This window comes from Glaciibacter kafniensis (assembly GCF_039538945.1).
Classification (GTDB): domain Bacteria; phylum Actinomycetota; class Actinomycetes; order Actinomycetales; family Microbacteriaceae; genus Cryobacterium; species Cryobacterium kafniensis.
On sequence record NZ_BAABCN010000006.1, the window covers coordinates 49177 to 72832 of the forward strand.

The window sequence follows — 23656 nt, forward strand, 5'->3', positions numbered from 1 at the left end:
AACTGCGTCACAACAGACGCAGAACCCCGTCAGAACCATCGAGAGGAACCTGATGATTTACGGATTCCTCATCATCGACATCCTGCTGTTTCTCGTGCTCGTTGCCGCGTTCTTCAACGGCTACAGCAACGGTCTGCTGCGCAGCATCAGCGGCATTGTCGGACTCGTTCTCGGCGCCTTCGCCGCCTATCTTGTCGTTCCCCTCGTCGGCTCGTGGGTGCCGGCGCCCGAATGGCGCGCTGCGGCGACGCTTGCCGCCGTCATCGTTCTGGTCTTCGGCGGGCTTTCGCTCGGCCTGTCGGTCGGTCGCCGCATCGGCCGACGTGCGCGCAAGAGCGTGCTCGGCTGGCTCGATCGCCTGCTTGGCGCGGCATTCACCCTCGTGGCGACAGCCCTCGCCATGTCGATGCTCGCGTTCAGTCTTGGCACTCTCGGAATTCCCGGCGTCTCGACAACGATCGCCTCCTCGGGCGTGATCCGCACCATCAATTCGGTCACCCCTGACCCGATTCAGAGCTGGCTCGCCCAGCTGCGCTCTGTCGCTGTCGCCGAGGGCCTTCCGCTCATCACGGATGTCTTCGACGGCCCGGCCCCCATCCTTCCCGATCAGGCGATCGACAACCCCGACGTGGCGACGGCGGTGAAGTCGGTGGTGCGCATCACCGGCAACGCTTTCGCCTGTGGCCAGAACCAGTCGGGCAGCGGATTCGTCGCGGCGCCCGGGCGGATCGTCACCAACGCGCACGTCGTCTCCGGTGTCACCGAACCCGTCGTCGAATCCCCAGACGGTGAAGTGCTGCAGGGAACCATCGTCTACTTCGATGCCGCCGTCGACTTGGCCGTCATCGCTGTCCCCGGCTTGAACACCCCGGCGCTAAACCTCGGCAAGAACCTGGCCCCCGGCGGGATCGGGGTCGCCGCCGGCTATCCATTCGGCGGCCCCTTCGTCGCAGACCCGGCCACGGTGATCGCGCTCGGCCCTCTGGTGTTGCAGGAGACCACCTCCCAAAGCCTGAGCGCCCGCGAGGTGTACACGCTGGCCTCAGACATTCAGCAGGGCGAGTCGGGCGGCCCCCTGCTCTCCGACACCGGGCACGTCGTCGGAGTCGTCTTCGCAAAGTCGGCTCAGACCCCCAACGTCGGCTATGCCCTGGGAATGCGAGAAGTCTCCCCCGTCGTCGATCAGGCTGCTGGCCTGAGCGAGCCGGTGTCGTCGGGGAGCTGCGTGCGCGGCTGAGCGCATCCGTCTCACCTGGCACACTGGAGGGAACCCTGTTCTGTGGGGTTACGAGTGAGAGGTTCGCATGACAATCACCGCTGCCGCCGACGGTTCGGCTCTCGGCAACCCCGGCCCGGCAGGTTGGGCCTGGTACGTCGATGACTCCTGTTGGGCGGCCGGTGGCTGGAAGCACGCCACAAATAATCAGGGCGAGCTCAAGGCTGTGCTCGAACTGTTTCGGGCGACTGCTCACCTCGACGACGATCTGCTGGTGCTCTGCGACAGCCAGTATGTGATCAACTCGGTGACCAAATGGATGCCGGGGTGGAAGAAGAAGGGCTGGCGCAAGGCCGACGGAAAACCAGTGATGAACCTCGAACTCTTGCAGGAGATCGACGAGGCTCTGGTCGGGCGCAAATACCGTTTCGAATGGGTCAAGGGGCACGCCAACCATCCGCTCAATGAGGCGGCCGACTCCCGCGCTCGCGCTGTGTCGGAGGCGTTCCAGCGCAAGGCGCCGATTCCGGAGGGGCCGGGTTGGACCAAGGGTGGTACCCCCGCGGTGCGACCTGCCGCTGCGCGCTCGGCCGCCTCACCTGCCACTGCATCGGCTCCTGCTACTCAGTCGGCGGCACAGGCTGCGACGAAGCAGGCTGCTGCCCCGTCGCATCCGGGACTCTTCGATTTCGACGACCTGGGTTCCCCTGAACCGCTGACTTCAGAGCACACGGTGACACTGAAACTCAGCCGTCCGGAGTTCGCCGCGTTGACGAAGAAGGCTGCCGCGCGCGGCGTGAGCAGCGAAGACTATCTGCGCAGCTTGATCTAGGGTTCCATCGGTTCGCATGCGATTGCCGCTTTCCCCCGCGGATTAGACGTGGGTCTCCACCCTGGTGTTCACGGTGCGTGAACATATCGGAACCGAGTCGATACCGTGGGCCAGCACGGTGCGACTCGCTGGACCGACGTTGCTGGGGCTCGGCGGTGATTGCTGCTCTCGGGCCCCTGGTTCACGTCAGCTTGCGTTGCTTGCGAGTGCGGTTGCTTCGGCCGCCTGATCGTGGAGCTCTGCATGATCAGCGGCAGTGAGTGCCTCGTCGCCGTCAAATGAGTACGGCTTGCCTTCCCCGGTTTCGATGAACGCTTTGAGGCTGCCGTTCACGAACATGCTCCACGCGTTCGAGCACAACTCGTAGCACTCGTGCTCGGGCTTGAGTCCCTCGTGGGTAAAAGTGATCTGCGTTGTGCCGTCGATCTCATCGATGCCGAACCGAACGGTCGTGCCGGTCCACTCCTGCTTGTCGATGGTGGGGTCGAGGTAGCTGCCGGTGACGAGCCACGCAATATGTCTCTCCGCGACGATCTCGGTGACTCGGAATCCGCTGTAGTGCAACCCGGGGACGAGATAGACGAACTCGTCGCCAACTGCGGCGGTCGAACCCGTGATCCGCCCCCACCATCCGGTGACGTCGTTAATCGCATCGAACGCTTTTCGCGGCGTGGTATCAACGGTGATCGTCGTGGTGAAGTTCGCGGTCATTGTTCTGCTCCTTTGCGCGCCTCTCTCGAAGAGGAGACTTGGTTGACTTGCGTGATGCAAGTCAATGTAATGAAAGTTGCTTGCATCATGCAAGTGATAGAGTTGAGCCATGTTGGGAAAGGCGTATGACACCCAGGTGTGCTCGATCGCACGATCACTCGAGCTCGTCGGCGAGCGGTGGAGCCTGCTCATCATCCGCGACGCCCTGTTCGCTCGGGTGACGCGCTTCGGCGACTTCCAGCACAATCTCGGGATCGCGACCAATGTGCTCACATCGCGACTGGAATCGTTCGTGGCCAGCGGCATCATGGAGCGCGAAGGCTCAGCCGACTACATCCTCACGACCAAGGGTCGCGCCCTCGCTGGCGCGCTCATCGCCCTCACGGAGTGGGGCGACGCGTGGGCCTCTCCTATCGAACCGCCGATTCTGTATCGACACGCCGCCTGTCACGACGGCGCGGCGCACGCCGTCGTTGCATGCGAGGCGTGTGGCATTGTGCCCGCGGAGGAGATCACCATTCGCATCGGCCCCGGTATGCCCGTCGATTACCTGGCGGAGCGACGCGGAGGAACCCGCGCGAGCTGATCGAACCGCGCGGCCGGTGGGATTCGTCGCGGACCCACCCGCTCTCTCAATCCTGACCCGTAAGCCGAACCCAAACCGGAACTGACAGTTCGTCCCGTGGCTCCATGGAGGATCGGCAAACAAGTAGACCTGCCCACTTGCTATGTTCGTAGAAGCACGGCCCACACCGCGATCTCGTCCCGCACAGAAAGTGCGAGAAACTCAGAAGACGCGGTCGGCGACCTTCACACGAGTGGCCGATGCTAGCGCGGCATTGACCTGATCTGCTGATGTCGGGCCGGGTTCGGAGGAAAGAAGCTGGTCATCGGGAGTGTTCGAATCCGCGAGGTAGATGCGCGTGAAGCCTCCGGACTCGGGTTCGAACTTCCAGCTGTCGGAGAGCGTGCCGGCGTCGACTGTGTCGAAGCCGAGCCGGTCAATGAGCACAGCCGCTTCATGCTTTGCTTCGCGGTCGTCGGACGCGATGGGGAGGGCGGAGCGGTCGGCGGCACCGCTGTGACGTGAAAGGAGGGGGATGTGGTGGGCGAGGATATTGCCGAATGCTTTGACATAGCGGGCTCCCGCGAGCCATCCACGCACCAGCTCGCTTGCCGTCACGGTCTCGCTATCGAGTTGCGTGACCCGGCCGTCGCGGAACGGGTAGTAGTTGCTCGTGTCCAGCACAAGTTTGTCGCGGAGCAGTCCGGCAGGTAGGTCCTTGACCGCGAGTAGTGGAATGGAGAGCACAATCGCCTCTCCGTTGCTGGCCGCTTCTTCGACTGTGCCAGCCTTGGCGAGTGGTCCGAGCTCTGTAATGAGGTCACGGAGGGATTCAGGTCCGCGGGAGTTCGCAAGGACCACGTTCATACCCGACGCAACGGCGAGTCGAGCGACCGCCGATCCAATGTTCCCACTTCCAATGATTCCCAATGTCGGCATGCGCATTCCCTTCGATAAAGTTCAATGGTCAGGGTGCCAGCCGGCTACCGAGCGACACTCCTTAGGTTTGAACCCGACCTCAGCCGCAATGATTCCCTTCACGCGTAACTCGCGGGCGTCGCTCGAGTCCGCGCAAGAGGAACTTCTACCGGCGACGGGTGAGACGGTCGCGGGTACGTTGGGAAACGTGACTAGTCGTACCGGGCGCATCGCCCTGATCACCTTCGGCGTGATCGCTCTGATTCTTGGTGGAGTGTGGGCCGGGCAGGGTATGAATCTGATCCCGGGAAGTTTCATGACAGGAAGCCGCACGTGGCTTTCCATCGGTCTCATCCTCGCCATCGTCGGCATCATCCTGATTGTGCTCGGCCTACGTCGGCCAGGGCACGGCCGCAAGAGCAGGTGAGACCCCAACAGTCGCGAGCCTAGACGGCGCTCCGACGCACGCTAGACGAACGTTGTATGGGATAGACAGCGCTGGCCAATCCCACGGGGCTGGGCAGACCGCGCTTAATTGCGTACGAGTCATAACTTCTGCGTCAGGGTACTGTTTGTGTTGGCTTCCCGGAATGCATCGATCGCGAGAGCGGCGAAGCGGTGTGCTGCGGCTTCGCGCGTGCCGGGCAGGGCGGAAGCCGGTGAGAGTCCCCGCCCGGCCAACAGAACGAGCACGAGGTCGTCGATCGTGAAGTCGTGACGGAGCCGACCGACACGCTGCGCGCGACTGGCGAGCCCGGCGAGCAGGTTCAGCAGTGCGGTGCGATGGTGGGAGAACATCACCGCCTCCGGGTTGGCAGACATGAAGGCATCGACAAAGGCTTGGTTGCGGACATTGAGCACAATGAGACGTTCGATTACCGAGCAAAAGCCCCGCCACGGATCAGGGTCCGCACAACCGTCCTCCACGATGCGACGACACGATGCGAGTTCGTCGGCGAAAGCCTCGTCGATCAGCGCCTGCTTCGTCGGAAATCGGCGGTAGAGGGTCGCGGGTCCCACTTCTGCGTGGCGAGCGACCTCGCGCATCGGCACGTCGAGGCCGCGCTCCGAGAAGAGGGAGCGCGCGGCTTCGAGGATCCTCTCGCGGTTGTCCTGCGCGTCGGAGCGGAGCACGTGAGTCAATCGCTCGGTCATTGATCTCACTTCCGATAAGTGGACGGGGGTGTCCGTTACTGTCCTGAGAGTACCGCAGGTTCAGACGACGAGACGGAGACAATGTGCAAGCAGTAGCGATTCAACAATTCGGGGACCCGAGCGGCATGGCGGTGATTGATGTTCCCGAACCGAGTCCGGCATCCGGCCAGGTGACCATCGCAACGGAGGCGATCGGGGTCGGTGGTGTTGATGCGGTAATCCGCCGAGGCACCCTCGGCGGCTACGGGTTCAGTGAGGGGCTGATCCCCGGCAGCGAGGTCGCTGGCACGGTGACAGCAGTCGGAGCGGATGTCGATCCCTCCTGGATCGGGCAGCGCGTGTGGGCGTTCACCGGTACAGACGGTGGCTACGTCGAACAGGCCGTGGCACGGATTGGCGACCTCGTGCTGCTCCCCGACGAACTGTCATCGATCGACGCGGTGACGCTCGGGAGCGCGGCACCCGTCGCCCACTTCGCACTCGCCCACGCTCACTTCGCACCCGGCGAGTCCGTGCTCGTGCGCGGCGCTGCGGGAAGCATCGGCATCGCTGCGGTGGAGCTCGCCGTGCGTGGCGGAGCAAGCATCGTCGCCGTCACCACATCCTCTCCCGAACGCGGCCGCCGACTCCGCGGGCTCGGCGCAACGCACGTGCTCGATCGCGCCGGAAAGGGCGACCCCGCATCACCGACCACCTTCGACGTCATCATCGACATCGTTGGCGGCGCCGATGTGCCGACATTCATCGACCGACTCGCACCGAACGGCCGCATGGTCTCCGTGGGCGTGGTCGCCGGGCTGCCGCCAGCGGATTTTGGGATGCGCCTGATGCTCGCGTTCCAGCAGTCGCGCTCGTTCGCGACGTTCAGCCTCGACACGGTCCCGTTCGCGATGCGCGACGCAATCCGAGCTGAGAAGTTTGCTGAGGCTGTGCGCGGCGAGCTGCACCCCGTGGTGCACGACGTCCTGCCTCTCGAAAACGCTGCCGAGGCCCACCGCCAAATGGATTCCGGTTCAGTGTTCGGACGGATCGTGCTCACCCCCACGCGCGCCCGTTAGATGGACGCCTATCGGACACTCCCGCCCAAGAGCGCGGGTTCCCCAGAGCGCTCGGGCGTGAGATGCCCGTAAGAGCCGACGCGAGTTCGTCGGCATCGGGAAGCGCATTCTTTTCGGAAGGCGGCAGCGAGTCGTACGTGTAGGTCAACACAGCCATCGGAGAGCCGGAACGGCCGAGCGCGTAACGGACCGTGTGATCGTTTCGGTCACCGCAGATGAGTATGCCAACCGTGGGCGCGTGGGCCTCCCTGCGAAGCCGGTCATCGACCAACGATACGTAAAAACCAAGCTTGCCGGCATGATCTGGCTGGAACTTCCCGGTTTTCAATTCGATGACAACGTACCGCAGCTGCTCGATGTGGAAGAACAGCAAATCGAGATAGAAGTCATCGCCGGCTACGTCGAAGTGGACCTGCCGTCCCACGAATGCGAAGCCTGTGCCCAGTTCTCGAAGGGTGTCGACGATGCGTTCCATCAGCGCTTGTTCCAGGTCCCGTTCGGCGGCTTCCGCTGTCAGCTCAAGGAAGTCGAACACGTATGGGTCTTTGGCGATCTCCCTGGCCAGGTCGGAGTCAGCCGGTTCCAGCTCGGCACTAAAGTTCGAGGGCGCGGCGCCGGTTCTCTCGAGGGTTCGGTTCTTGATCTGGTTGAGCAGTACGTTGCGGGACCAGCCGTTTTTCACGGCTGCCGCGGCATACCAGTCGCGAGTTTCGACATCGTCGAGTTTGTCGAGGAGGACCATGATGTGGCCCCAAGCCAATTTCCCAGCAGGCTGCTGGGAAATTGGTGTCGCGGCAGTCCAGTCCGCAGCGAATTTGCGCATGTACTGAAGGTTGCTCGGTGAGAACCCCGTCATGTGAGGGAATTCCAGTCGCAGATCCCGTGACAGACGGTTGATGACTCCGCTGCCCCAACCCTGCTCACCCCCATTCTCTCGCGACCATAACTGGTGTGGAGTTGATCAGTAAATGGCGTGCATTTGTTATCCCGGGATGTCGCGAGCTTGGACTGCTGCGGCGAGGAACGGATGCGTTCGGGCGGCATCACAACGAGGCACGGCGCGTTCGGCGCTCGGGCCCCGCCATGCCACCTGCATCCGCTAGACGGTGATCTGGTCGAGTTCCTGAAGGTCGGCATCGGACAGGGTCAGTGCGGCGCCGATGATGTTTTCACGGAGGTGAGCCGCAGAGGACGTTCCCGGAATCAACAAGATGTTCGGGGAGCGGTGCAGCAGCCATGCCAAAGCGACCGACATCGGGGCCACGCGAAGGCGTGTGGCGACGGCGGAAAGCGCGTCGGACTGCAGCGGGGTGAAACCGCCCAGCGGGAAGAAGGGAATGTAAGCGATGCCTTCCGATGCGAGGCGGTCGATGAGAGCGTCGTCCCACCGGTTGGCGAGGTTGTACATGTTCTGCACGGACACGATCGGCGCGATCGACTGCGTTTGCTGGACCTGCTCGGCAGTGGCGTTGCTGACGCCGAGGTGACGGATGATGCCCTGCTGCTGTAGGTCGACGAGGGTCTCGAACGCTTCGCTGATCTGTTCTGGGACCGGCCCGTTGGCGTCACCGAGGCGAAGGTGCACGAGGTCGAGAACGTCAACCCCGAGGGTTTCAAGGTTGTCATCGATCTGTGCACGCAGCTCGTCGGGCTTCCGTGCCGACGGCCAGCCGCCCTGGGCGTCGCGGCGTCCGCCGGCCTTAGTCGCGATAAAGAGATCTTTGGCGTATGGGTGAAGGGCTTCGCGGATCAGGTCGTTGACGACCCGGGGCCCGTAGGTTTCCGCAGTGTCGATGTGGGTGATCCCACTCTCGACCGCATGACGGAGGACGGCGAGGGCTGCATCGTGATCCTTCGGTGGGCCGACGACCCACGGGCCGGCGAGCTGCATGCCGCCGTATCCGAAGCGAGAGACGGTGGTGTCGCCAAGGGTCCAGGTGCCGCCGGGCAGGTCAGGGGTGGTGCTGCTCATGGATGTGCCTTTCAGTACTTGCGGAACAATGTGATGTCCACCATCCTGAAGGAGCTGCTACCCATCGGGAAGTAGTTACTTTAAAGTGCGTTGATACCCGGATGAGGCTCCATGGCAACGATGACCGCGGCAGAGAAGAAGACCGAAGCGAAAACGCAGTACAACGCGTTCCTCGCGGCGTGCCCGAGTCAGCAGTTGCTGGCCCAGGTATCCGGCAAGTGGGTGACTCTGGTTCTGTCCGCGCTGGGGAGTGGTCCGGAATGTGACGGGGAGCCGCGCCCAATGCGGTATTCCGAGCTGGCCAGGGTCCTCGCGGGGGTGAGTCCGAAAATGCTGTCGCAGACGCTGAAAACGCTCGAACGCGACGGGCTGATCGCGAGGACGGCGACCGCTACCGTTCCCGTGACTGTCACTTACGACCTCACCAGCCTTGGACTATCCCTTCACGAGATGGTCCGGCAACTTAAGCTCTGGTCCGAGACTCACCGCGATGAAGTCTCAGCGCATCAAGCACTATTCGACGATGCGCGATAGCTGAAGCCAGTCGCTTGCGCGGCTGCCTCGAAAAGCTAAAGCTTTCTGAGGCACGCAAAACCTCTCCCGAGCCGCGAGGAAAAGGGGCCGATTTCCGGGAGGCGATTTGTCTCGGAATCATGTCTTACCGCAAAGTGTCTTTGCTCCGCCGCTTCTAGCGGTTTCTGAGGCAGAATGGCCCGGTCGTCGGCGCCGACGGGAAACCTGACCGGCCGTGGCTGACCACCGTGATGGACGACTACTCCCGCGCGATCTGTGGATACATTGTCTTCACCGGCGCCCCTCAGCCATCAACACTGCCGTTGCCCTCCGGCAGGCGATCTGGCGGAAAACAGACCCCGCCTGGGCGATCTGTGGTATCCCCGACATCTTGCACGTGGGCTCCGACTTCATCAGCCACCACCCCGAGCGGACCGCTCTCGCCCTGCACGTCAGGATCATCCACTCGACCGTCGGCCGACCCCCGGGACGGGGAAAGATCGAGCGGTTCTCCGGCACCATCAACACTGAGCTTCTGGCCGCGCTACCCGGCCACCTCGGACCCGGCAGCCGGACGCCACAACCCGTCCTCGATCTCGCAGGGCTCGATCGGGCGATCGGCGAATTCATCGGCACCTACAACGACAGAGTCCATAGTGAGTTGGGGATCTCACCGCGAGACGCGTGGGTCGCCGACGGCTGGCTGCCCAGGATGCCCGACAGTCTTCAAGAACTCGACGGACTGCTCCTTACTGTTCCGAAGAACGGGTCGTGCAGCGCGACGGCATCCACTTCCAAGGCCAGCGCTACCTCGCTCCGACTCTTGCCCCGTTCGTCGGGCACACCATCACCATCCGGTATGACCCCCGAGACATCTCCGAGATCCGCGTCTACGACCGGGACACCTTCATCTGCACCGCCATCGATGAAGCCCACCCGAACCTCCGCCTCAGCCTCCGCGACATCGAAAAAGCGATCACAGAACACCGCCAAAGAGCGCCAAACTTCACACTCGCGTCCACGCTGAGGTGAGATGCCCGCAAGCGGAACCCTCTGCGGGCACATTTTGACTTGATCACCGTCTGGTTCCTTCGGCGACAATTTTGCACGCCTTAGCTAGGCGACAACGTCTACCTTCGGGCGGTTGGTCAGTCGATGGCACTTCGGCTCGTGAATCGCACCCGAGTTCCCCTCGCGGTGAGTCAGCTGCCGAGTGCGATGACCCCCGGCAGCACAATCGCGGTGAGGGCTAGTTGCAACCAGGGCGGGGCGAAGACTTGAATGGGATGCCCGCCCTCGTCGAGGGGGCGACTTACTCGTCACCGAAGCCGAAAACCGCTACTCCTTTTGCGACCAGTGTTCATTGCAGGGTGAACGGGGTTGCGGATTCGACGCGGGACCGTTTCTCTGGGTCGCGGACTTAGCCTACGGTCAGATAGAGAGCCCGGACGGAGGTGATGTCTAGCTTGTCAAGCGTTTACCTGTGTCAGTGACGGGTAGTCGATGTACCCGGCTGCGGTCGTGCCGTAGGAGCTTCTCGGGTCGAAGTCATTGAGCACGGGCTGCTTCTCCTGCCAGCGGTGCGCAAGGTCCGGGTTAGCAATGAAAGGACGTCCGACAGCGACGGCATGGGCAATTCCATCCGCGATGTAGTCCTTCGCTTCTTCGTGAGAGGTCATACGCGAGAACCCGCTGTTGATAATCATGGGGCCGTTGAACTCACGCCGGAGGGCTTGTACGAGCTCCCCCTTAGGCTCTGAATGCAGGATGCTGAGATACGCAATATCGAACGGCACGATCCGCCGCACGAGGTCGAGGTAAGTGTGCCCGACATCCTCAGCTGAGTTCTCGACCACATCGTGAATGGCATGCGATGGTGAGATCCGCATCCCCACGCGCCCGCCTCCGACTGCATCCGCGACCGCCTCCACTAGTTCTGCCGCGAACCGTGCCCGGTGGACAGCGCTTCTTTGAGGTCGGCCCGTGCTCGTTGGTATCGGGTTCGGGCGGTCGATGCGGGGATGCCGAGGATCGCGCCGGCGGCAGCGACGGTGAAGCCTTCCCAATGGATTAGACGCACTAGTTCAGCCTGGTCGGGTGAGAGACGCGCGATGGCGTCTCGCACCTCGATGCCTGCGTCTGCAGGTCGGCCCCCGGTTTGTGCGGCTGCCAGCGTCCCACGCAGCCGCTCTGCGAGATTCGACCGTCGACGTTCACCGCGCTCGGAGTTCGCCACCACATTGCGCGCGACGCCGAACAACCACATACGTGCCTGTTCGGCGTTGGCCGGCACCGCTTCGGCGCGGCGCCATGCAGCCATCATCACCTCGGAAAGCGCGTCAGCGGCATCGTCGGTCCCAAGCCGGCGTTCGAGGTATCGCAGTATGTCGGCGGCATCTCGCTCGAGAGCGGCCGTCAGGTGTGCGGATGCTTTTTCCTTGCGCGTCACTTGGGGGCACCCGGGCAGCTCAATTCGGCTTGGAGCGTTAAGTCAGTGTCGATTCCGTCGATACCTTGCCGGGCAAGATCGGCATCCATCGCCGTGACGACGACATCCCAGACCGCGTCTTGATATTCCTTGTCTGCGCTGTAGTGCTTGGTGCCAAAGCCAGCGGGTTCGGTCGACCCATCCGGATTCCTGAACAGTGCCTCCCGTGTCCTGCGATAGGCAATCGTTGCGTCAATTCTTTCGTCGCTGAGAAGGGCCTTGAAGTCTGCATGACGGTAAAAGCTTTCGACAGCAGCGATCTCGTCCGATTTCATACCCCTCACGCCGCAATGCGTTGCTCGCATTCGAAACCACTTGGCAGCGTGAAGCTGAACGAAGCAACAGCGTTGTTGGTTGCCCACGGGAGCGTCCATTGGCCTGTCGCAGCCGCGGCTGCTGTCGCCACTCCGCCCGCCAACAGCACCGCCGCGAACCCGGCGGCCACAGGCCGCCACCGACGTCGGCGCGATGAACTACCCACAGACGCTGCGGCGGCAACCTGGAGGCGCATGATCTCATCCGCGACGTCGGTCGTGATCGGAGTGGTTCGAGGGATCGACTGGTCAAGCAGTTCGTCGAGGTGTTCCCTGCCCGGGGTCATGCTCATGATGATCTCCAAAAAATCGGTTACACCCTGTACATGTCCAACCGAACCCGAAACGTCTGGGCAAAGGGATATTCTCCGCCGAGACGAAGTCTCGGATTCACCCGTCGGGGGCCGAGAGCCCAGCAGTGCCCCGCCCTGGCGCGATATCGGTGACTCAGTGATCGATTCAGGAGACGAAATGGACACGGTGCGGGACAACCAAAGTCCGAACGCACCTACCAGCGGTCACGGAGGAGAGTCGGATAACGCTATGCGTTGACAAGCCCGATTACCGACAGCGCCGCCAGCGCTGCGTTCAGCGCTACCAGCGTGATACGACCAGCGGCCGGGCCGTAGACAGAGATTCCTTTGACAAGTCGAAGAACGTTGAAAACTGCCAGTGCTAGGGGTACGAACAGTCCCCACGGGGCGAACAAGCCAGCAAACACGAGCGCAACGATGATCGCTGCAAGCGGTGTGAGCAGTGCAAGAAGAGCCTGCACTGCCCAGCTTCGTGTTCGTGGCTCACGCGAGGTGTCGGCAGCTACTTCTTCCATGCCAGAAGTATGTCGCATGCAGAGAAGCGAGGTGTATTCGATGAGATGATCTCCGGTATTCGCTACGGACGTTCGCGAAGCACATGGCGCCCGCAAGCAGAACGTTGACCGGGAATCCTGAACGTGTAGGCGATGCTTCGCCTGATCAAGTCACCTACCAGGAAGCATTCAACCTAGGTTTTGCGCACGAAAGCTAAACGCAACGGGACTCGGGTATCGAAGAATATCAATGTGCACTGATAGGTACCTATCAATGCACGCTAGCTGCTAATCTGGCGCTATGACGGACAATCCGGAGAGCTTACTCATACAGCTACGCAAGGGTGTGCTCGAGTACTGCGTTCTGGCCCAATTGTGCGCCGGCCCCGCATATGGGCTTGAACTAGCTCAACGACTCGCTCGACATCGGGCGCTTTTCGCAAGTGCAGGAACCTTGTATCCCTTGCTGTCACGCTTGAAGCGCCAGGGGCGAGTCGAGACCTACTGGGAGGAATCTTCCAGTGGACCCCCTCGGCAGTACTACAAGCTTTCAAAAGCCGGGCATCTGGCGCTGGAAGCATTTCGATCAGCGTGGGGTCCGTTCAGTAAGGATGTTCAAACCGTTTTGGAGGAGTCCTCATGATGGCAAAGAAAACAACGACTGGTAACTCACTTGTCGACGCATACATTCGAGAACTAGAACTTGCCCTGACTGGGTGTGATCCCCGGGAGCGAGCTGAGACGATCGTTGCCGTTCAATCGCATCTTGACCAGGCACTGTCGGCGGATGCGTCTGACGGGGAAACCAAGCGGGTGCTCCTCGAGCTGGGGAGCCCGGCTGACATCGCCGGGGCCATGACCCCTGCTCCGCAAATGGAAACTAACGGCCGGAAGCCCAGCGATCCATTCGCTTTGACTGCGCTGGTCACTTCGATCTTGAGCATGGTCATCCTCATACCGTTCTTCTACTTCGCGATTCCCCTTGCGCTTGGAACGTTGGTAGCCGCTGGATTCCATCTCAAAGCAGCACAAGCAAACAAGCCTCTCACTCGCGCAGCAATCGTTGTCTCTGCATTGGTTCTCGCAGTTGCTCTCGTCGTAGGGCTGACCCTCGTCGCGGTGGGCGACCCAATAGCTGACATGCCCGCGCCTGCTGTCCCACTGGAGCCATAGTCATCTGACGCCAAGAACGCGGACAATCAGCAAGTGCGGATGTGCCCGCAAGCCGGACCCTCAACGCGAACGCTTCGCCGGACAGCCCGCGCCGCCCACGCGATCCTCAACCGCGAATCAACGGTTCTGCGCTCGGTGGTCCCTGTCCCAGTTCGCGCCGTCCACTCACGGGCAGACGCGAACCCTGCGTCCATCGAAGCTGACGATGTCGCCGAGGTGCAGCTGCCTTCCACGTCGGCGATCAACTTCGCCGTTCACGGCCACAAGGCCGTCGATGATGGCCTCTTTCACGTTTCCACCGGAGTCGAGGAGTCCAGCGTATTTCAGGAACTGCCCGAGGCGAATGGCCTCACCACCGATCGCGACGTCGTCGATGTGAGCCGGGTTGGTCATCCCCGAATGTTAGTCGTCCATGCGCCGGCTCCTAAACCGATCGTCCACGGCGCACCGGCGATCTGACCTCTACGCGCCTTTTTTGGATTACTTAGCGGGCCGTGTCCAGTCGGGGTCTCGATCCCAAGGAAGTTTCTTACCGCCAACATTCTTAGAGGTGAGATGCCACGCCTGACAGATATCGCACGGATGCACCCTCATCGGAGGGCTGGTGGGCCTCTTTTTCATGAACGATTCGAGGCCGCGTCGACCGGCGGCCTGGTCGACGTACACAGCCTTCGTACATCCAGCAGCAAGAGCAGCGGCTGCCAATTCCCGCCGCTCCGCTCTCGCGGCTGCGCGTTGCTTGGGTGATCCCATACCAAGAATCTATCGAACGTTACGCTCGTCTTTCAGCGGGACAATGCGGTCAGCCTGTCAGCCAACTCTTGCGCCACCAGCCCCATGAAGGAACCCTGACCGGGCATGATAGCGGGGGTAGGCGGCGGGTACTGTTGATTGGTGTTTGAACCTCGTCAACTTAGTGAAAATGTCAGCATGCGCATACTGCGCTCGAGTGATGCGCCGGCGCTTGCCGCTGCGTATGTGCGCAACCGTGAGTATCTTTCTCCGTGGGAGCCGGTGCGTCCCGAGGAGTACTACACGGAGGCGTGGCAAGCCTCGGACATTGCCAACCGCCTTGTTGCGGTGAAATCCGGCGAGGGCTATCCCTTGGGTTTGTTTGCCGACGATACCCTCGTGGGCCGGTTCAACGTGGCCGGAATTGTGCGCGGACCCTTCCAGAGTGCTGGGCTAGGTTACTGGGTCGATACCTCCTACGCGGGACGCGGGCTTGCCTCTGCGGCAGTTCAGTTGATCGTCGAAACGGCGCGTGACGAGCTCAGACTTCACCGCATAGAGGCCAGCACGCTCCTGCACAATGCCGGCTCGCAACGGGTGCTATTGAAGGCGGGATTCCGGCAGATCGGGATGGCTCCACGGTACCTACAAATCGCCGGGGAATGGCAAGACCACAACCTTTACCAAGTAGTCCTCCACGACTAAGCCCTTGAGCTAGACGTCAACGAACGGACAGAGCTTGTCGCGAAGCGGGCTTTCCGTATGAGGAACGGCCAGCGGATACTACTCAGCTGGTTTCGTCAGCACGATTGATGATGGTCCGGAGTGCCTCGATCTCAATCTGCAGGGCTGTGGATCCCTGCGGTGTCAGCCGAACCCAGGTGCGGCTACGTCTTCCGTCGTAGCCTCGCCGCGTTGAAACGTAGCCAGCTGCGGCGAGGACTTCGAGATGCCTACCCAAATTTCCGTCGGTCAGGTCAAGGTTCTCCTTGAGAAACGCGAAGTCCGCCTCGCCCGCTTCACGCAGCACCGTCATGATGCCGAGCCGCGATCGTTGATGGATTGTTTCGTTGAGATCAAAGGGATTTCCCCCTTCCGGTGGGCTCATTCCGAACGCCGGCGAAGGGCGACGTTCTCGCGTCGGAACTGGCGGAGTCCGAGAGCCAGGAGACCCACACCCAAGAGTGCAAGAACGGCATCATCGACCGTCATGTCGGTGAACCAGTTCCAGCCTGTAATTGCGCGCTCAACGACATAAACCTGATTCTGAATGAACGAGTAGCTCAGCAACGGAGAGGCGACGGCCAGCACAAGTCCGCTAATCCACTGTCGGCGATCCTCGGCTCGCCAACCGGCTGCAAGCAGCAGAACCCCGAGAAGAAACGCTGGGCCGAGGAGCACAGAAATAAGTGGAGTGAGGGACACAACCACGACAATCAGTGCGATCAACCCGTAGCGTTCGCGCCCCATTCCCAGGCCAGCGCGCGTTGCTGTCATTTTCATTACAACCCAGAATGCGATCGCGGCCACCGGGACGATGAAGAAAACGACTACACGTCCGAGGTCTCCGAATAGAGGAGCGACAGTAGCTACGACTGTCGCGATTCCAATGACCACGAGCGGCAACGATGCCACCCGCCGAGTAGCACGCACCCTGGTTTCTAGTACTTCGATAGTCGTCACTTGAGGCCCCCGTCGATTGTTTACTCTGCGTTGTAGAGCAAGTTACTCTGCGTCACAGAGTAAGTCAACGAGCCGCCCGAGGTCGCGACCTATGGTGGTGCAACAGAGGGGCGGCCAGCGGGCGCTTTGAAGCGTGACTCGCCTCGGCTCGAGTCGATGCGCGGAGCGAATGTGCCCGCAAGCGGAACGTATACTGCCACACTTCAGAGGTGGTGTTCACACCGTCCGAGACGTCTCGCTGCTCAGCGGACAGCTTCTCCGTGGCACGGCGGGCGGCATCCCAGTCCGAGGGGCGCGATTGGCTCAGGCGAAGAAGTCGTCGAATGCCACTTGGTCTTGCGGCCGGAACCAGACCTCGGCCAAGTGCCCGTCGCGCACCCTCGCGACGACGACCTGTAGGCCCTCGTAATCGTGACCGTTGCGATGCATGCGCTGCATCATGATGGATGCGGCATGGTCATCGCTGCCGAGGGCGTCCAGGGGAACCATTTCGGGCGGGCCGTCGAGCATCGACAGCTCCTCCTGAAAGAGGGCGGCGATACCCTCGCGCCCGACATGATCGCCAGCCAACGGGCCTGTGCCGGGCACGTGCATCACGACATCGTCGGCGTGCATCGCGAGGAAGCCGGGGAAGTCGCCAGTGCGGAGGGCCTCGTCGACCCGATGCATCAGTGCGGCGTTTTCATGTTCCATGATCGTTCTCCCTGCTGGTATATATGCTGCGATTCTACGAACAGCGCGCGGTCCTGGCCATCCCCAGGATCGGTAGTCCTGGAGGCGCATCCTCGGAACGTGGGTCACACGGAAGTGGAGAGCCGGGCGTGGCGGATTGCGCATGCAGGACTCGGTCTCGACGCCATCTTCACGGGGTTCGACCAGTTGTTGCCCTCCCAAGTCGCGTATGCGATCGCGTCGTGGTTGACGCACGACCCGGCCACGGGTCTGTTCACCTCATGCACGATGAGCGGTGCGCCCAAGGAACCCGCGGCCGAGGCCTAGCTCTTCCGATGCGAGTTCACGGCCAGGCGAGCCGTCCAGTTATCGATCCGGACCCGTGCTCACGCGGTAGCGGCCGTGTGTACTATTCGACACCGAGGTGATACTGATGGTGCACGGCCGATGTCCCGGTTCGCACGTTGAATGACCGGGAAGCCGCGCATCTCGGGCGGTGTCGTCTGGTGCTGACGCCGATCGAGAGCATCGTCACGATCGGATCGCGTCCATAGGCCGGACGTCGAGCGGCGCACGTGAGCTGACGCAAGGCTACTCGCCGATGCCCCGCGTCATGCCCGCATGCCGGACGCCTATCGGACACTCCCCGGAATCACAGATTCTGAGCACGCCGGATTACGACAGTGCCCGTTTGGGTGTCCCGACATTAAGTCCGATGACCGAGCGCCAAACGCAACAACACTTGGTCACGTCTGCGCCGCAGAATTCGATCGTTCTGCTGAGTCGCAGGCGGGTTCTGAAAGGGACATGGCCCTTCAATCGGCTCAACTTAAACGAGACAAACGGTCGAATTCTGTGTCACCACAATTGAGTCAGCAGCGACATGCCGGCCACGTCGACCTCACGTTAGATGAGACGGGACACCGACGTCGAGCCGCACCAATCCGGGCGGAAATCAGGCTCGAATCCCAGTTGTCAACCCCCGTCCCGAATTGGGCTGCAGTGTCGGTGGTGTCCGGTTAGCTGAAGATATGGATCAGCTGGAGCTGTTACAAGACACACGGGTACCCGACGAGGATGACTTCGGGGTGTGTGGTGATTTTGACCCGATGGAGTTTTGCCTGGGCATGAGCCTGGCCGACTTTCCCGGGTTCGTCGACGGCCCGCTGCCCGACGACCCGGAGGACGGCCCGAGGCTGGTGGAGGGCTACACGGCCCGGCTCAACCAGTACCTCGATGTGGCCGTTGACGATCAGAAGCTCACGGCGATGCGTGCGGGGCACTGGGCCCGTGCGATTGACGCGGCCCGGATGTGGTCGCGGGTCTCCGACGAGTACGTGCTCTACAACCCGACGCAGTCCGACTCGCAGCGGGCGGAATGGGCGCACCTGATCTTCGTCCGGGAGGTCAGCGCGCGGTTCAACATGCCCACTCCGACCGCGTCGCATCTGATCGACGAAAGCCAGACCCTCGTGCACGAGCTCCCCGCCACCCTGGCGGCGTTGGAGAACGGGTCGATCAGTTACCGGCACGCTCAGGTGATCATGGACCAGGCGCGCACGCTGCCGCCCGAGGTACGGGCCGCATTTGAGCAGGCTCTGCTGCCCGATGCGCTCCGGCTGCCGGCCCCCCAGTTGCGGCGGAAGGCGATCGCGTTGCGGGAGCGAATGCACCCGGACTCCATCACCGCCCGCAAACGCGCCGCGCTGGCGGAGCGCCGGTTGGCGTTTGAAGCGGCTCCCGACGGGATGGCCTGGTTGAACCTGTTCGGACCGGCCGCGGACGTGCTAGCCGCATTCAACCGAGTCGACGCCGCCGCCCGCCGCCGGCAGGGCCCGACCGAACCGCGCACCCTCACCCAGTTGCGGGCGGATGTCGCCGTCGAGCTGCTGCATGACGGGGAACTGTTCGAGCCGGGCGAGATCACCGCCGAACTCCACAGCATCCTCGACGACGTGGCCGGCGGTTCCGGCGCAACCAGCGGAACCGGCGCCGGTGCCACCGGGAGCGGCACACAGCGCACGAAGTCTCGCCGCCGGAAGGCACGCCGCGGCATCCGCCCCACCGTCATCGTCACCGTGCCGGTGTTCACCCTGATGGGACTCAGCGACGAACCCGCCACCCTCGACGGCTACGGGCCGATCGATCCCGATACCGCACGAGAACTCTGCGCGAAGGCGCCGTCGTTCCTGCGGTTGATGGTGAATCCGGAGACCGGGGTGCCGCTCTCCCTGGGCCGGGAGCACTACACAGTGCCCAAAGACCTCCGGATGTGGTTGCAGACCCGTGATGGCACCTGCCGCGGAGTGAACTGCGGGCAACCCGCCGCCACGGCCGAGATCGACCACACCCTCGCCTTCGCGCACGGTGGCCCGACCGACGCCAACAACCTCGCGTGTCTCTGCACAGCGTGCCACCGGCTCAAACACGCCAGCACCTGGAACCCCATCGGCCGCGGCAACGGCGTCATCGACTGGACCTCACCCACCGGACGCGTCTACACCACCTGGCCCGCACTCGACCTCCCCGGCACCAGCCTGCCCAACGCCGGGCTCCCGAACACGAAACCACTCGAACCGACTGTTTCGAGCACCGATCAGCCCGACACGACACTTCCCAGCAGCGATTTCAGCTCAGCCGAATCGTCCAAAATAGCGCCTCCTGACACCGACTCCCGTCGAACCAAACCATCAAACGCCGAGCAGCCAACCGAATCGCTGCCCCGCGAACCGGAACCGCCGCCGTTCTAAGGAACCTTCCGGGCTTGTTCCGATCCGCGCGACACGGGAGGGGCCGGGTTGGACCACGGGTGGCACCCCCGCCGCGACACAGCCAACAACGAAGCCGACGACGAAAGCGGTGACGAAGCCAGCGACGAAACGGCGGAAGCAAGCCCTGAAGACCTGTTGCGCATTTTGTTCTAACGGCTCGTCGCAAGCCCATTACAGCGTGGTGGCGGCCTCCCGGCACCCGCGTGAACGTGCCAGGGCTATGTCGAGGCATCCCGCATATCGCCATAGGTGACATTCAAGTTCGGCATGATCTGCTCCTTTTCATTGACGTACACTTTCCGGCTGACAGGAAGACGTTGGCAACGATACGCACGTGAATGACCCTCGAAGGTGGTTCGACGTGATGCTCACTGCTCATTCATCTGCAGGCTATGAAGTGTCCCGCCGCGGGCGTAGTGTCAAAGAAACTTGCCGTCGAAAGGACGTTCTGATGGGTTTCGACCAGTATCACGAACCCCCGGCGGAGTTGTCCGCCTCGACCCGTACATTTGCCCGCATGTGCGCGAATCTCACCGAAGAGGCTGAGGCGATCGGCTGGTACGAGCAGCGGATGTCGCTGGAGCCCGATGAGACGTCAAAGGCGATCATGGCCGACTCGCTGGGTGAGGAATTCAAGCATTTCAGCATGGACCTGGAGTTTCTGCTGAGGCAGAAGCCGATCTGGCGGGAAACGGCGCGCGGCATCCTGTTCCAAGACGGCGACATCGTCGAGAACGGCGAGGCCGCGGAGGCCGCGGCCGGGTCGGGTGGGGCAACGGATGTGGCAGCGAGCGCAGTCTCTGCTGCCGACTCGTCTCTCGGAATCGGCAGCCTCAAGGGACACGAGCGGTGAGCATGGATCATCTACTGCGGGGCCATGCCCCCATCTCAGACGGCGGCTGGGCGCTACTGGATGCCGAAGCGAAGGAGCGCCTCATCGCCGCCCTCGGAGCGCGAAAGCTCGTCGACTTCTCCGGTCCGCACGGCTGGCAGTACTCGTCCACGAACCTCGGCAGGGTTGAGTCCCTCGCCTCCGTTCCTGCTGAGGCGGTGACCGCCCGCCGCCGCCTGATACTGCCGCTCACCGAGGTGCGTGCCGGGTTCAGCGTGTCGCGCGAGCAGTTGCTCAACTTCGACCGCGGGGCGGCCGACACCGATCTGACCGATCTCGACGAGGCGGCCATGCACATCGCCCTCACCGAGAACATCGCGGTGTTCCACGGCTGGCCGGCGGCCGGGATCACCGGCATCACCGAGGCGTCCCCGCACGAAGCGGTCGCCCGGGTCGAGGATTTCAACGATTACCCCGAGCGGGTGGCCAAAGCCGTCGAGGTGCTGCTCAGCAGCGGAGTGAGCGGCCCCTACGGCCTGGCCGTCGGTCCGGCCCACTACACGGCGATCATCGAAACCACCGAACACGGTGGGTACCCGCTCTTCGACCATGTCCGGCGCATCCTCGGCGGGCCGATCGTCTGGGCACCCGGAGTTCGCGGCGGTGTCGTGCTGAGCCTCCGCGGCGGAGACTTCCTTTTCGAATGCGGGGAAGACCTCTCGGTCGGGTACGACTACCACGACACCGAAGACGTGCACCTCTACCTGGAGGAGACCTTCAGCTTCCGGGTGGCCACGCCGGAGGCAGCGATCGCGCTGGCCGCCGAGTAGTGCCGCGCGGCATCCGTTGCCGTCAGTTGCCATCTCTTTCTGCGTGCAACACGTAATCGTTGCGTCACTTTCCGGGCTGCACTCGCGACCTGCTGCCATCATCTCGACGGCCGCACGCGACAGCGGGGCCAGCGTCACGCTCAGCAAGCTCGGGTCGAAGCAGGTGAATCTGACTAGCACGCTGGCATTGTTGTCGCTCGGAGTGGCTCACGGCGAAGAGGTCACCCTGACCGTTGAGGGTGAGGAGGCCGCCCGCATCCTGGCCGAATTGGCCGCCCTCATCGAGAAGAATCTCGACAACTGATTGACGCTGTCGGCGGCACCAACGCCGTGCAGAGTGCGTTGGGTTCAGTACGCGAGCGAACGCGCGCAGCGAAAACCGATGTGCGTCGTCGAGGTGTCCTCGGCCTGCGGCGAGCGCGCGGCCGGCCGGTAGCGCAGGCAATACTCCGGCGCGCAGAGGTGCGAGCCGCCCTTCAATACCCGACGCGGAATGGTTGAGCCCGGCTCAGCACTGGCCGCCGCCGCCCGCGAGCCGGAATCGCTGGGTCCGCACGCACAGGTGGGACCGCATCCGCCCGAGCCGTTCGCCTCGTCAGCCACGTCCGCCGGGCCCGCCGCCAGCGTCACCTCGACCGGCACAGCCAGATTTACGGGCACAGCCGGGGCGACCGGCACATGGTTCGACGCATAAAAGTCGCTCGTCCACTCCCAGGTGTTGCCGCACATGTCGACGAGTCCGAAACCATTGGCCTCGAAGCTGCCGACCGGCGAGGTTCCGACCCAGCCGCGCGCGCCGGTGTTGCGGTACGGAAAGTTTCCCTGCCAGGAGTTTGCCCGCAGATTCGCGGGATCCTGCGGCTCATCGCCCCAGATGTAGATGCGGCCGTCGAGGCCACCCCGCGCGGCATACTCCCACTCGGTCTCGGTCGGCAGACGCTTGCCTGCCCAGGCCGCGAACGTCGTGGCATCCTCGTAGGCGATCTGCACCACCGGGTGGCCATCTTTCTCGGCGATCGAGCTCTCTGGGCCAGACGGATGCCGCCAGGTCGCGCCGGGCACCCAAGCCCACCACTGCCGCCAGTCCCCCAGGTTCACCGGGCCGGGCGTCGGGGTGAACACCAGTGCGCCCGGCACGAGGTCTGCCGGGTTCGCGCCGGGATAGTCGGCCGGGTCAGGCATCCGCTCTGCGACGGTGACATACCCCGTTGCGGCAACGAATTCGGCGAACTGCCGGTTGGTGACGGGAGCGCGATCCAACTCGAACGGTGCGACGTCGACCGCCATCACCGGGCCCTCTTCAGGATAGAAGTCGGTGGATCCGCGCTGGTAGCTCCCGCCGGGCAGCACGATCATCGCCGTATCCGCTGGTTCGGGAGTTGAGGCGAGAGTCGATTCGGGCGTGTCAGTCGTTGAGTCAGTCGTTGAGTCAGTCATCGATTCCTTGTTTCCGTCGTCAGCTGTTCGTTCTCATGCACATTTACACCCTCGGTCACAGCTGGATACCGCCCCACAGAAAGAACACTGCCAAGACCCCGAGTAGCAGCGTCGACGCCGCAACTGCGGCGATCGGCCAGGCGCTGACTGAATGCAGCGCGTCAGTCACGGTCTCGGCCTCGGCCTCGGGCCGAGCGCTCTGGGTCAGCGCGGTGTGCGTGCGCCGATAGCGGTAGCGCACTGCAATGTACGCGGCGAGCGCGAGCCCCACACCGCCGATGCCGGCGACGATAGCAACTGGCCCGAAGTGCGGCGCGGTAAACCTCACCGCAACCGCGCACGCGACGCCGAGAGCGAGCACTGTGCGTTGCCAGGCGAGAAAGGTGCGTTCAGGCTGGAGGCCCTGATCGAACACCCTGTCCGGGCCTGGTGACGCGTTCATCAGAGAAACATTCCCGCCGCGATCAGCAGAGCGGCAACCACGATGCCGAGGGCCAGGATGCCGGACAGCGCAGGGGCGGGCAGCGGCCGGCTCTCCCGCATGGCGCGTTCGGTGCGCATCCAGCTCACCCAGGCGTGCACGGGGGCGACGAGACCGAGAGCGATGAAGAGGCCAGCCGAGTAGAGGCGAAAGTCTGCCCGGATCGGCAACTGAAGAGCCTCCAGCGCGACTCCGGCCGCGATCAGTGCCAGCGAGGTGCGAATCCAGGCGAGAAAGGTGCGCTCGTTGGCGAGAGTGAACCGGGGGTCGGGTTCCTCGCCGTGTCGATAGACCGCCTGGGGAAAGCGCCGAAGCGTCATTCTCGTCCTCTCCGAGCCCACGGACGCCTGTGCCCGCGGATGTCAGTGCTCGCGGTTCCAGATTACGCGGTCGGCCGGTCTGCGGGCCGCCCCCGCAACATCCGTCGCGGCATCTGTCGCCGCCCGCGTCGCAGAAACCGCAAGCGTCAGCGGATGCCGCACGATCTGTGCGGTC

32 protein-coding genes and 1 pseudogene are annotated in these 23656 nt (G+C 63.0%); 15 read left to right on the forward strand and 18 right to left on the reverse strand.

What is annotated here, in order from left to right:
* Nucleotides 1–52: 52 nt before the first annotated feature.
* Nucleotides 53–1237: a MarP family serine protease gene (locus tag ABD791_RS11425; RefSeq protein WP_345066465.1), complete on the forward strand. Its 1185-nt coding sequence runs from the start codon at nucleotides 53–55 to the stop codon at nucleotides 1235–1237.
* A 67-nt stretch (nucleotides 1238–1304) separates the two neighbouring features.
* A complete protein-coding gene (locus ABD791_RS11430; RefSeq protein ID WP_345066468.1) occupies nucleotides 1305–2048 on the forward strand; it encodes an RNase H family protein in 744 nt (247 codons plus the stop codon).
* A gap of 186 nt (nucleotides 2049–2234) precedes the next feature.
* On the opposite strand, the gene ABD791_RS11435 is transcribed toward ABD791_RS11430, so the two are convergent.
* Entirely contained in the window at nucleotides 2235–2759 is a 525-nt protein-coding gene (locus ABD791_RS11435; protein ID WP_345066471.1) for an SRPBCC family protein, read from the reverse strand.
* A 109-nt stretch (nucleotides 2760–2868) separates the two neighbouring features.
* Between ABD791_RS11435 and ABD791_RS11440 the strand changes: the two genes are divergently transcribed.
* Nucleotides 2869–3345, forward strand: a complete 477-nt coding sequence (locus ABD791_RS11440) for a winged helix-turn-helix transcriptional regulator (RefSeq protein WP_345066473.1) — start codon at nucleotides 2869–2871, stop codon at nucleotides 3343–3345.
* Between the two features lie 201 nt (nucleotides 3346–3546).
* Here ABD791_RS11440 and ABD791_RS11445 read toward each other — a convergent pair whose 3' ends face one another.
* The gene (locus ABD791_RS11445; RefSeq protein WP_345066476.1) at nucleotides 3547–4263 is read right to left on the reverse strand and encodes an NADPH-dependent F420 reductase; all 717 of its coding nucleotides are present in this window, start codon (nucleotides 4261–4263) and stop codon (nucleotides 3547–3549) included.
* 187 nt (nucleotides 4264–4450) lie between these two features.
* On the opposite strand from ABD791_RS11445, the gene ABD791_RS11450 reads away from it, so the two are divergent.
* Complete coding sequence (locus tag ABD791_RS11450; RefSeq protein WP_345066479.1) at nucleotides 4451–4669, forward strand: hypothetical protein; 219 nt, start codon at nucleotides 4451–4453, stop codon at nucleotides 4667–4669.
* A gap of 119 nt (nucleotides 4670–4788) precedes the next feature.
* Here the strand turns inward: ABD791_RS11450 and ABD791_RS11455 are convergent, their stop codons facing one another.
* Nucleotides 4789–5397, reverse strand: a complete 609-nt coding sequence (locus tag ABD791_RS11455; protein WP_345066482.1) for a TetR/AcrR family transcriptional regulator — start codon at nucleotides 5395–5397, stop codon at nucleotides 4789–4791.
* 125 nt (nucleotides 5398–5522) lie between these two features.
* On the opposite strand from ABD791_RS11455, the gene ABD791_RS11460 reads away from it, so the two are divergent.
* Complete coding sequence (locus tag ABD791_RS11460) at nucleotides 5523–6455, forward strand: zinc-binding dehydrogenase (protein ID WP_345066485.1); 933 nt, start codon at nucleotides 5523–5525, stop codon at nucleotides 6453–6455.
* Here ABD791_RS11460 and ABD791_RS11465 read toward each other — a convergent pair.
* The 3 genes and pseudogenes from ABD791_RS11465 to ABD791_RS11470 all read right to left on the reverse strand — a co-directional run bounded on the left by ABD791_RS11465 (nucleotide 6433) and on the right by ABD791_RS11470 (nucleotide 8427).
* Nucleotides 6433–7110, reverse strand: coding sequence for a PDDEXK nuclease domain-containing protein (locus tag ABD791_RS11465; protein WP_425562249.1), 678 nt, complete (start codon nucleotides 7108–7110; stop codon nucleotides 6433–6435). The genes ABD791_RS11460 and ABD791_RS11465 overlap by 23 nt on opposite strands.
* Nucleotides 7087–7368: pseudogene (locus ABD791_RS21260) on the reverse strand (DUF1016 N-terminal domain-containing protein); the annotation flags it as partial. The gene ABD791_RS11465 and the pseudogene ABD791_RS21260, both read right to left, overlap by 24 nt.
* A 186-nt stretch (nucleotides 7369–7554) precedes the next feature.
* Nucleotides 7555–8427 carry an oxidoreductase gene (locus ABD791_RS11470; protein ID WP_345066488.1) on the reverse strand — a complete coding sequence of 291 codons (873 nt, stop codon included), beginning with the start codon at nucleotides 8425–8427 and terminating at the stop codon, nucleotides 7555–7557.
* 111 nt (nucleotides 8428–8538) lie between these two features.
* On the opposite strand from ABD791_RS11470, the gene ABD791_RS11475 reads away from it, so the two are divergent.
* Both ABD791_RS11475 and ABD791_RS11480 read left to right on the forward strand, forming a co-directional pair.
* Complete coding sequence (locus ABD791_RS11475; RefSeq protein WP_345066491.1) at nucleotides 8539–8961, forward strand: winged helix-turn-helix transcriptional regulator; 423 nt, start codon at nucleotides 8539–8541, stop codon at nucleotides 8959–8961.
* Nucleotides 8962–9711: 750 nt separating this feature from the next.
* Nucleotides 9712–9972: a Mu transposase C-terminal domain-containing protein gene (locus ABD791_RS11480; protein ID WP_345066494.1), complete on the forward strand. Its 261-nt coding sequence runs from the start codon at nucleotides 9712–9714 to the stop codon at nucleotides 9970–9972.
* Nucleotides 9973–10409: 437 nt separating this feature from the next.
* Here the strand turns inward: ABD791_RS11480 and ABD791_RS11485 are convergent, their stop codons facing one another.
* From ABD791_RS11485 to ABD791_RS11505, 5 genes are all read right to left on the reverse strand, one after another.
* Nucleotides 10410–10871 (reverse strand): oxidoreductase, encoded by a 462-nt coding sequence (locus ABD791_RS11485; RefSeq protein WP_345066497.1) that lies wholly within the window; start codon nucleotides 10869–10871, stop codon nucleotides 10410–10412.
* A complete protein-coding gene (locus ABD791_RS11490) occupies nucleotides 10871–11389 on the reverse strand; it encodes an RNA polymerase sigma factor (RefSeq protein WP_345066500.1) in 519 nt (172 codons plus the stop codon). Before ABD791_RS11490 ends, ABD791_RS11485 begins: the two co-directional genes overlap by 1 nt.
* Nucleotides 11386–11703 carry a hypothetical protein gene (locus ABD791_RS11495; protein ID WP_345066503.1) on the reverse strand — a complete coding sequence of 106 codons (318 nt, stop codon included), beginning with the start codon at nucleotides 11701–11703 and terminating at the stop codon, nucleotides 11386–11388. The genes ABD791_RS11490 and ABD791_RS11495 overlap by 4 nt, the downstream gene beginning before the upstream one ends.
* A 5-nt stretch (nucleotides 11704–11708) precedes the next feature.
* Complete coding sequence (locus ABD791_RS11500) at nucleotides 11709–12035, reverse strand: hypothetical protein (RefSeq protein WP_345066506.1); 327 nt, start codon at nucleotides 12033–12035, stop codon at nucleotides 11709–11711.
* Between the two features lie 248 nt (nucleotides 12036–12283).
* On the reverse strand, nucleotides 12284–12571 hold the full coding sequence (locus tag ABD791_RS11505) for a hypothetical protein (protein ID WP_345066509.1): 288 nt from the start codon (nucleotides 12569–12571) through the stop codon (nucleotides 12284–12286).
* Between the two features lie 280 nt (nucleotides 12572–12851).
* Here ABD791_RS11505 and ABD791_RS11510 point away from each other — a divergent pair, with 280 nt between their 5' ends.
* Entirely contained in the window at nucleotides 12852–13193 is a 342-nt protein-coding gene (locus ABD791_RS11510) for a PadR family transcriptional regulator (RefSeq protein ID WP_345066512.1), read from the forward strand.
* On the forward strand, nucleotides 13190–13723 hold the full coding sequence (locus tag ABD791_RS11515; RefSeq protein ID WP_345066515.1) for an HAAS signaling domain-containing protein: 534 nt from the start codon (nucleotides 13190–13192) through the stop codon (nucleotides 13721–13723). The genes ABD791_RS11510 and ABD791_RS11515 overlap by 4 nt, the downstream gene beginning before the upstream one ends.
* 165 nt (nucleotides 13724–13888) lie before the next feature.
* Here ABD791_RS11515 and ABD791_RS11520 read toward each other — a convergent pair whose 3' ends face one another.
* Complete coding sequence (locus tag ABD791_RS11520) at nucleotides 13889–14116, reverse strand: RNA-binding S4 domain-containing protein (protein WP_345066517.1); 228 nt, start codon at nucleotides 14114–14116, stop codon at nucleotides 13889–13891.
* A gap of 537 nt (nucleotides 14117–14653) precedes the next feature.
* On the opposite strand from ABD791_RS11520, the gene ABD791_RS11525 reads away from it, so the two are divergent.
* The gene (locus ABD791_RS11525) at nucleotides 14654–15160 is read left to right on the forward strand and encodes a GNAT family N-acetyltransferase (RefSeq protein ID WP_345066520.1); all 507 of its coding nucleotides are present in this window, start codon (nucleotides 14654–14656) and stop codon (nucleotides 15158–15160) included.
* 82 nt (nucleotides 15161–15242) lie between these two features.
* Here the strand turns inward: ABD791_RS11525 and ABD791_RS11530 are convergent, their stop codons facing one another.
* From ABD791_RS11530 to ABD791_RS11540, 3 genes are all read right to left on the reverse strand, one after another.
* Complete coding sequence (locus ABD791_RS11530) at nucleotides 15243–15563, reverse strand: winged helix-turn-helix domain-containing protein (protein WP_345066523.1); 321 nt, start codon at nucleotides 15561–15563, stop codon at nucleotides 15243–15245.
* Nucleotides 15560–15952 (reverse strand): hypothetical protein, encoded by a 393-nt coding sequence (locus ABD791_RS11535; protein WP_345066526.1) that lies wholly within the window; start codon nucleotides 15950–15952, stop codon nucleotides 15560–15562. The genes ABD791_RS11530 and ABD791_RS11535 overlap by 4 nt, the downstream gene beginning before the upstream one ends.
* A 489-nt stretch (nucleotides 15953–16441) precedes the next feature.
* Complete coding sequence (locus ABD791_RS11540; RefSeq protein ID WP_345066528.1) at nucleotides 16442–16831, reverse strand: nuclear transport factor 2 family protein; 390 nt, start codon at nucleotides 16829–16831, stop codon at nucleotides 16442–16444.
* 99 nt (nucleotides 16832–16930) lie between these two features.
* Here ABD791_RS11540 and ABD791_RS11545 point away from each other — a divergent pair, with 99 nt between their 5' ends.
* From ABD791_RS11545 to ABD791_RS11565, 5 genes are all read left to right on the forward strand, one after another.
* Complete coding sequence (locus ABD791_RS11545; protein WP_345066530.1) at nucleotides 16931–17137, forward strand: hypothetical protein; 207 nt, start codon at nucleotides 16931–16933, stop codon at nucleotides 17135–17137.
* A gap of 704 nt (nucleotides 17138–17841) precedes the next feature.
* Nucleotides 17842–19560: an HNH endonuclease gene (locus ABD791_RS11550; protein ID WP_345066532.1), complete on the forward strand. Its 1719-nt coding sequence runs from the start codon at nucleotides 17842–17844 to the stop codon at nucleotides 19558–19560.
* A gap of 472 nt (nucleotides 19561–20032) precedes the next feature.
* The gene (locus ABD791_RS11555; protein ID WP_425562248.1) at nucleotides 20033–20434 is read left to right on the forward strand and encodes a ferritin family protein; all 402 of its coding nucleotides are present in this window, start codon (nucleotides 20033–20035) and stop codon (nucleotides 20432–20434) included.
* A 2-nt stretch (nucleotides 20435–20436) separates the two neighbouring features.
* A complete protein-coding gene (locus ABD791_RS11560; RefSeq protein WP_345066537.1) occupies nucleotides 20437–21243 on the forward strand; it encodes a family 1 encapsulin nanocompartment shell protein in 807 nt (268 codons plus the stop codon).
* A 43-nt stretch (nucleotides 21244–21286) separates the two neighbouring features.
* Nucleotides 21287–21547, forward strand: coding sequence for an HPr family phosphocarrier protein (locus ABD791_RS11565; protein ID WP_345066540.1), 261 nt, complete (start codon nucleotides 21287–21289; stop codon nucleotides 21545–21547).
* 44 nt (nucleotides 21548–21591) lie between these two features.
* On the opposite strand, the gene ABD791_RS11570 is transcribed toward ABD791_RS11565, so the two are convergent.
* The 3 genes from ABD791_RS11570 to ABD791_RS11580 all read right to left on the reverse strand — a co-directional run bounded on the left by ABD791_RS11570 (nucleotide 21592) and on the right by ABD791_RS11580 (nucleotide 23481).
* Nucleotides 21592–22599 (reverse strand): formylglycine-generating enzyme family protein, encoded by a 1008-nt coding sequence (locus ABD791_RS11570; RefSeq protein ID WP_345066591.1) that lies wholly within the window; start codon nucleotides 22597–22599, stop codon nucleotides 21592–21594.
* Between the two features lie 136 nt (nucleotides 22600–22735).
* Nucleotides 22736–23122, reverse strand: coding sequence for a DUF202 domain-containing protein (locus tag ABD791_RS11575; protein WP_345066543.1), 387 nt, complete (start codon nucleotides 23120–23122; stop codon nucleotides 22736–22738).
* Nucleotides 23122–23481, reverse strand: a complete 360-nt coding sequence (locus tag ABD791_RS11580) for a YidH family protein (protein WP_345066545.1) — start codon at nucleotides 23479–23481, stop codon at nucleotides 23122–23124. The genes ABD791_RS11575 and ABD791_RS11580 overlap by 1 nt, the downstream gene beginning before the upstream one ends.
* Nucleotides 23482–23656: the final 175 nt, after the last annotated feature.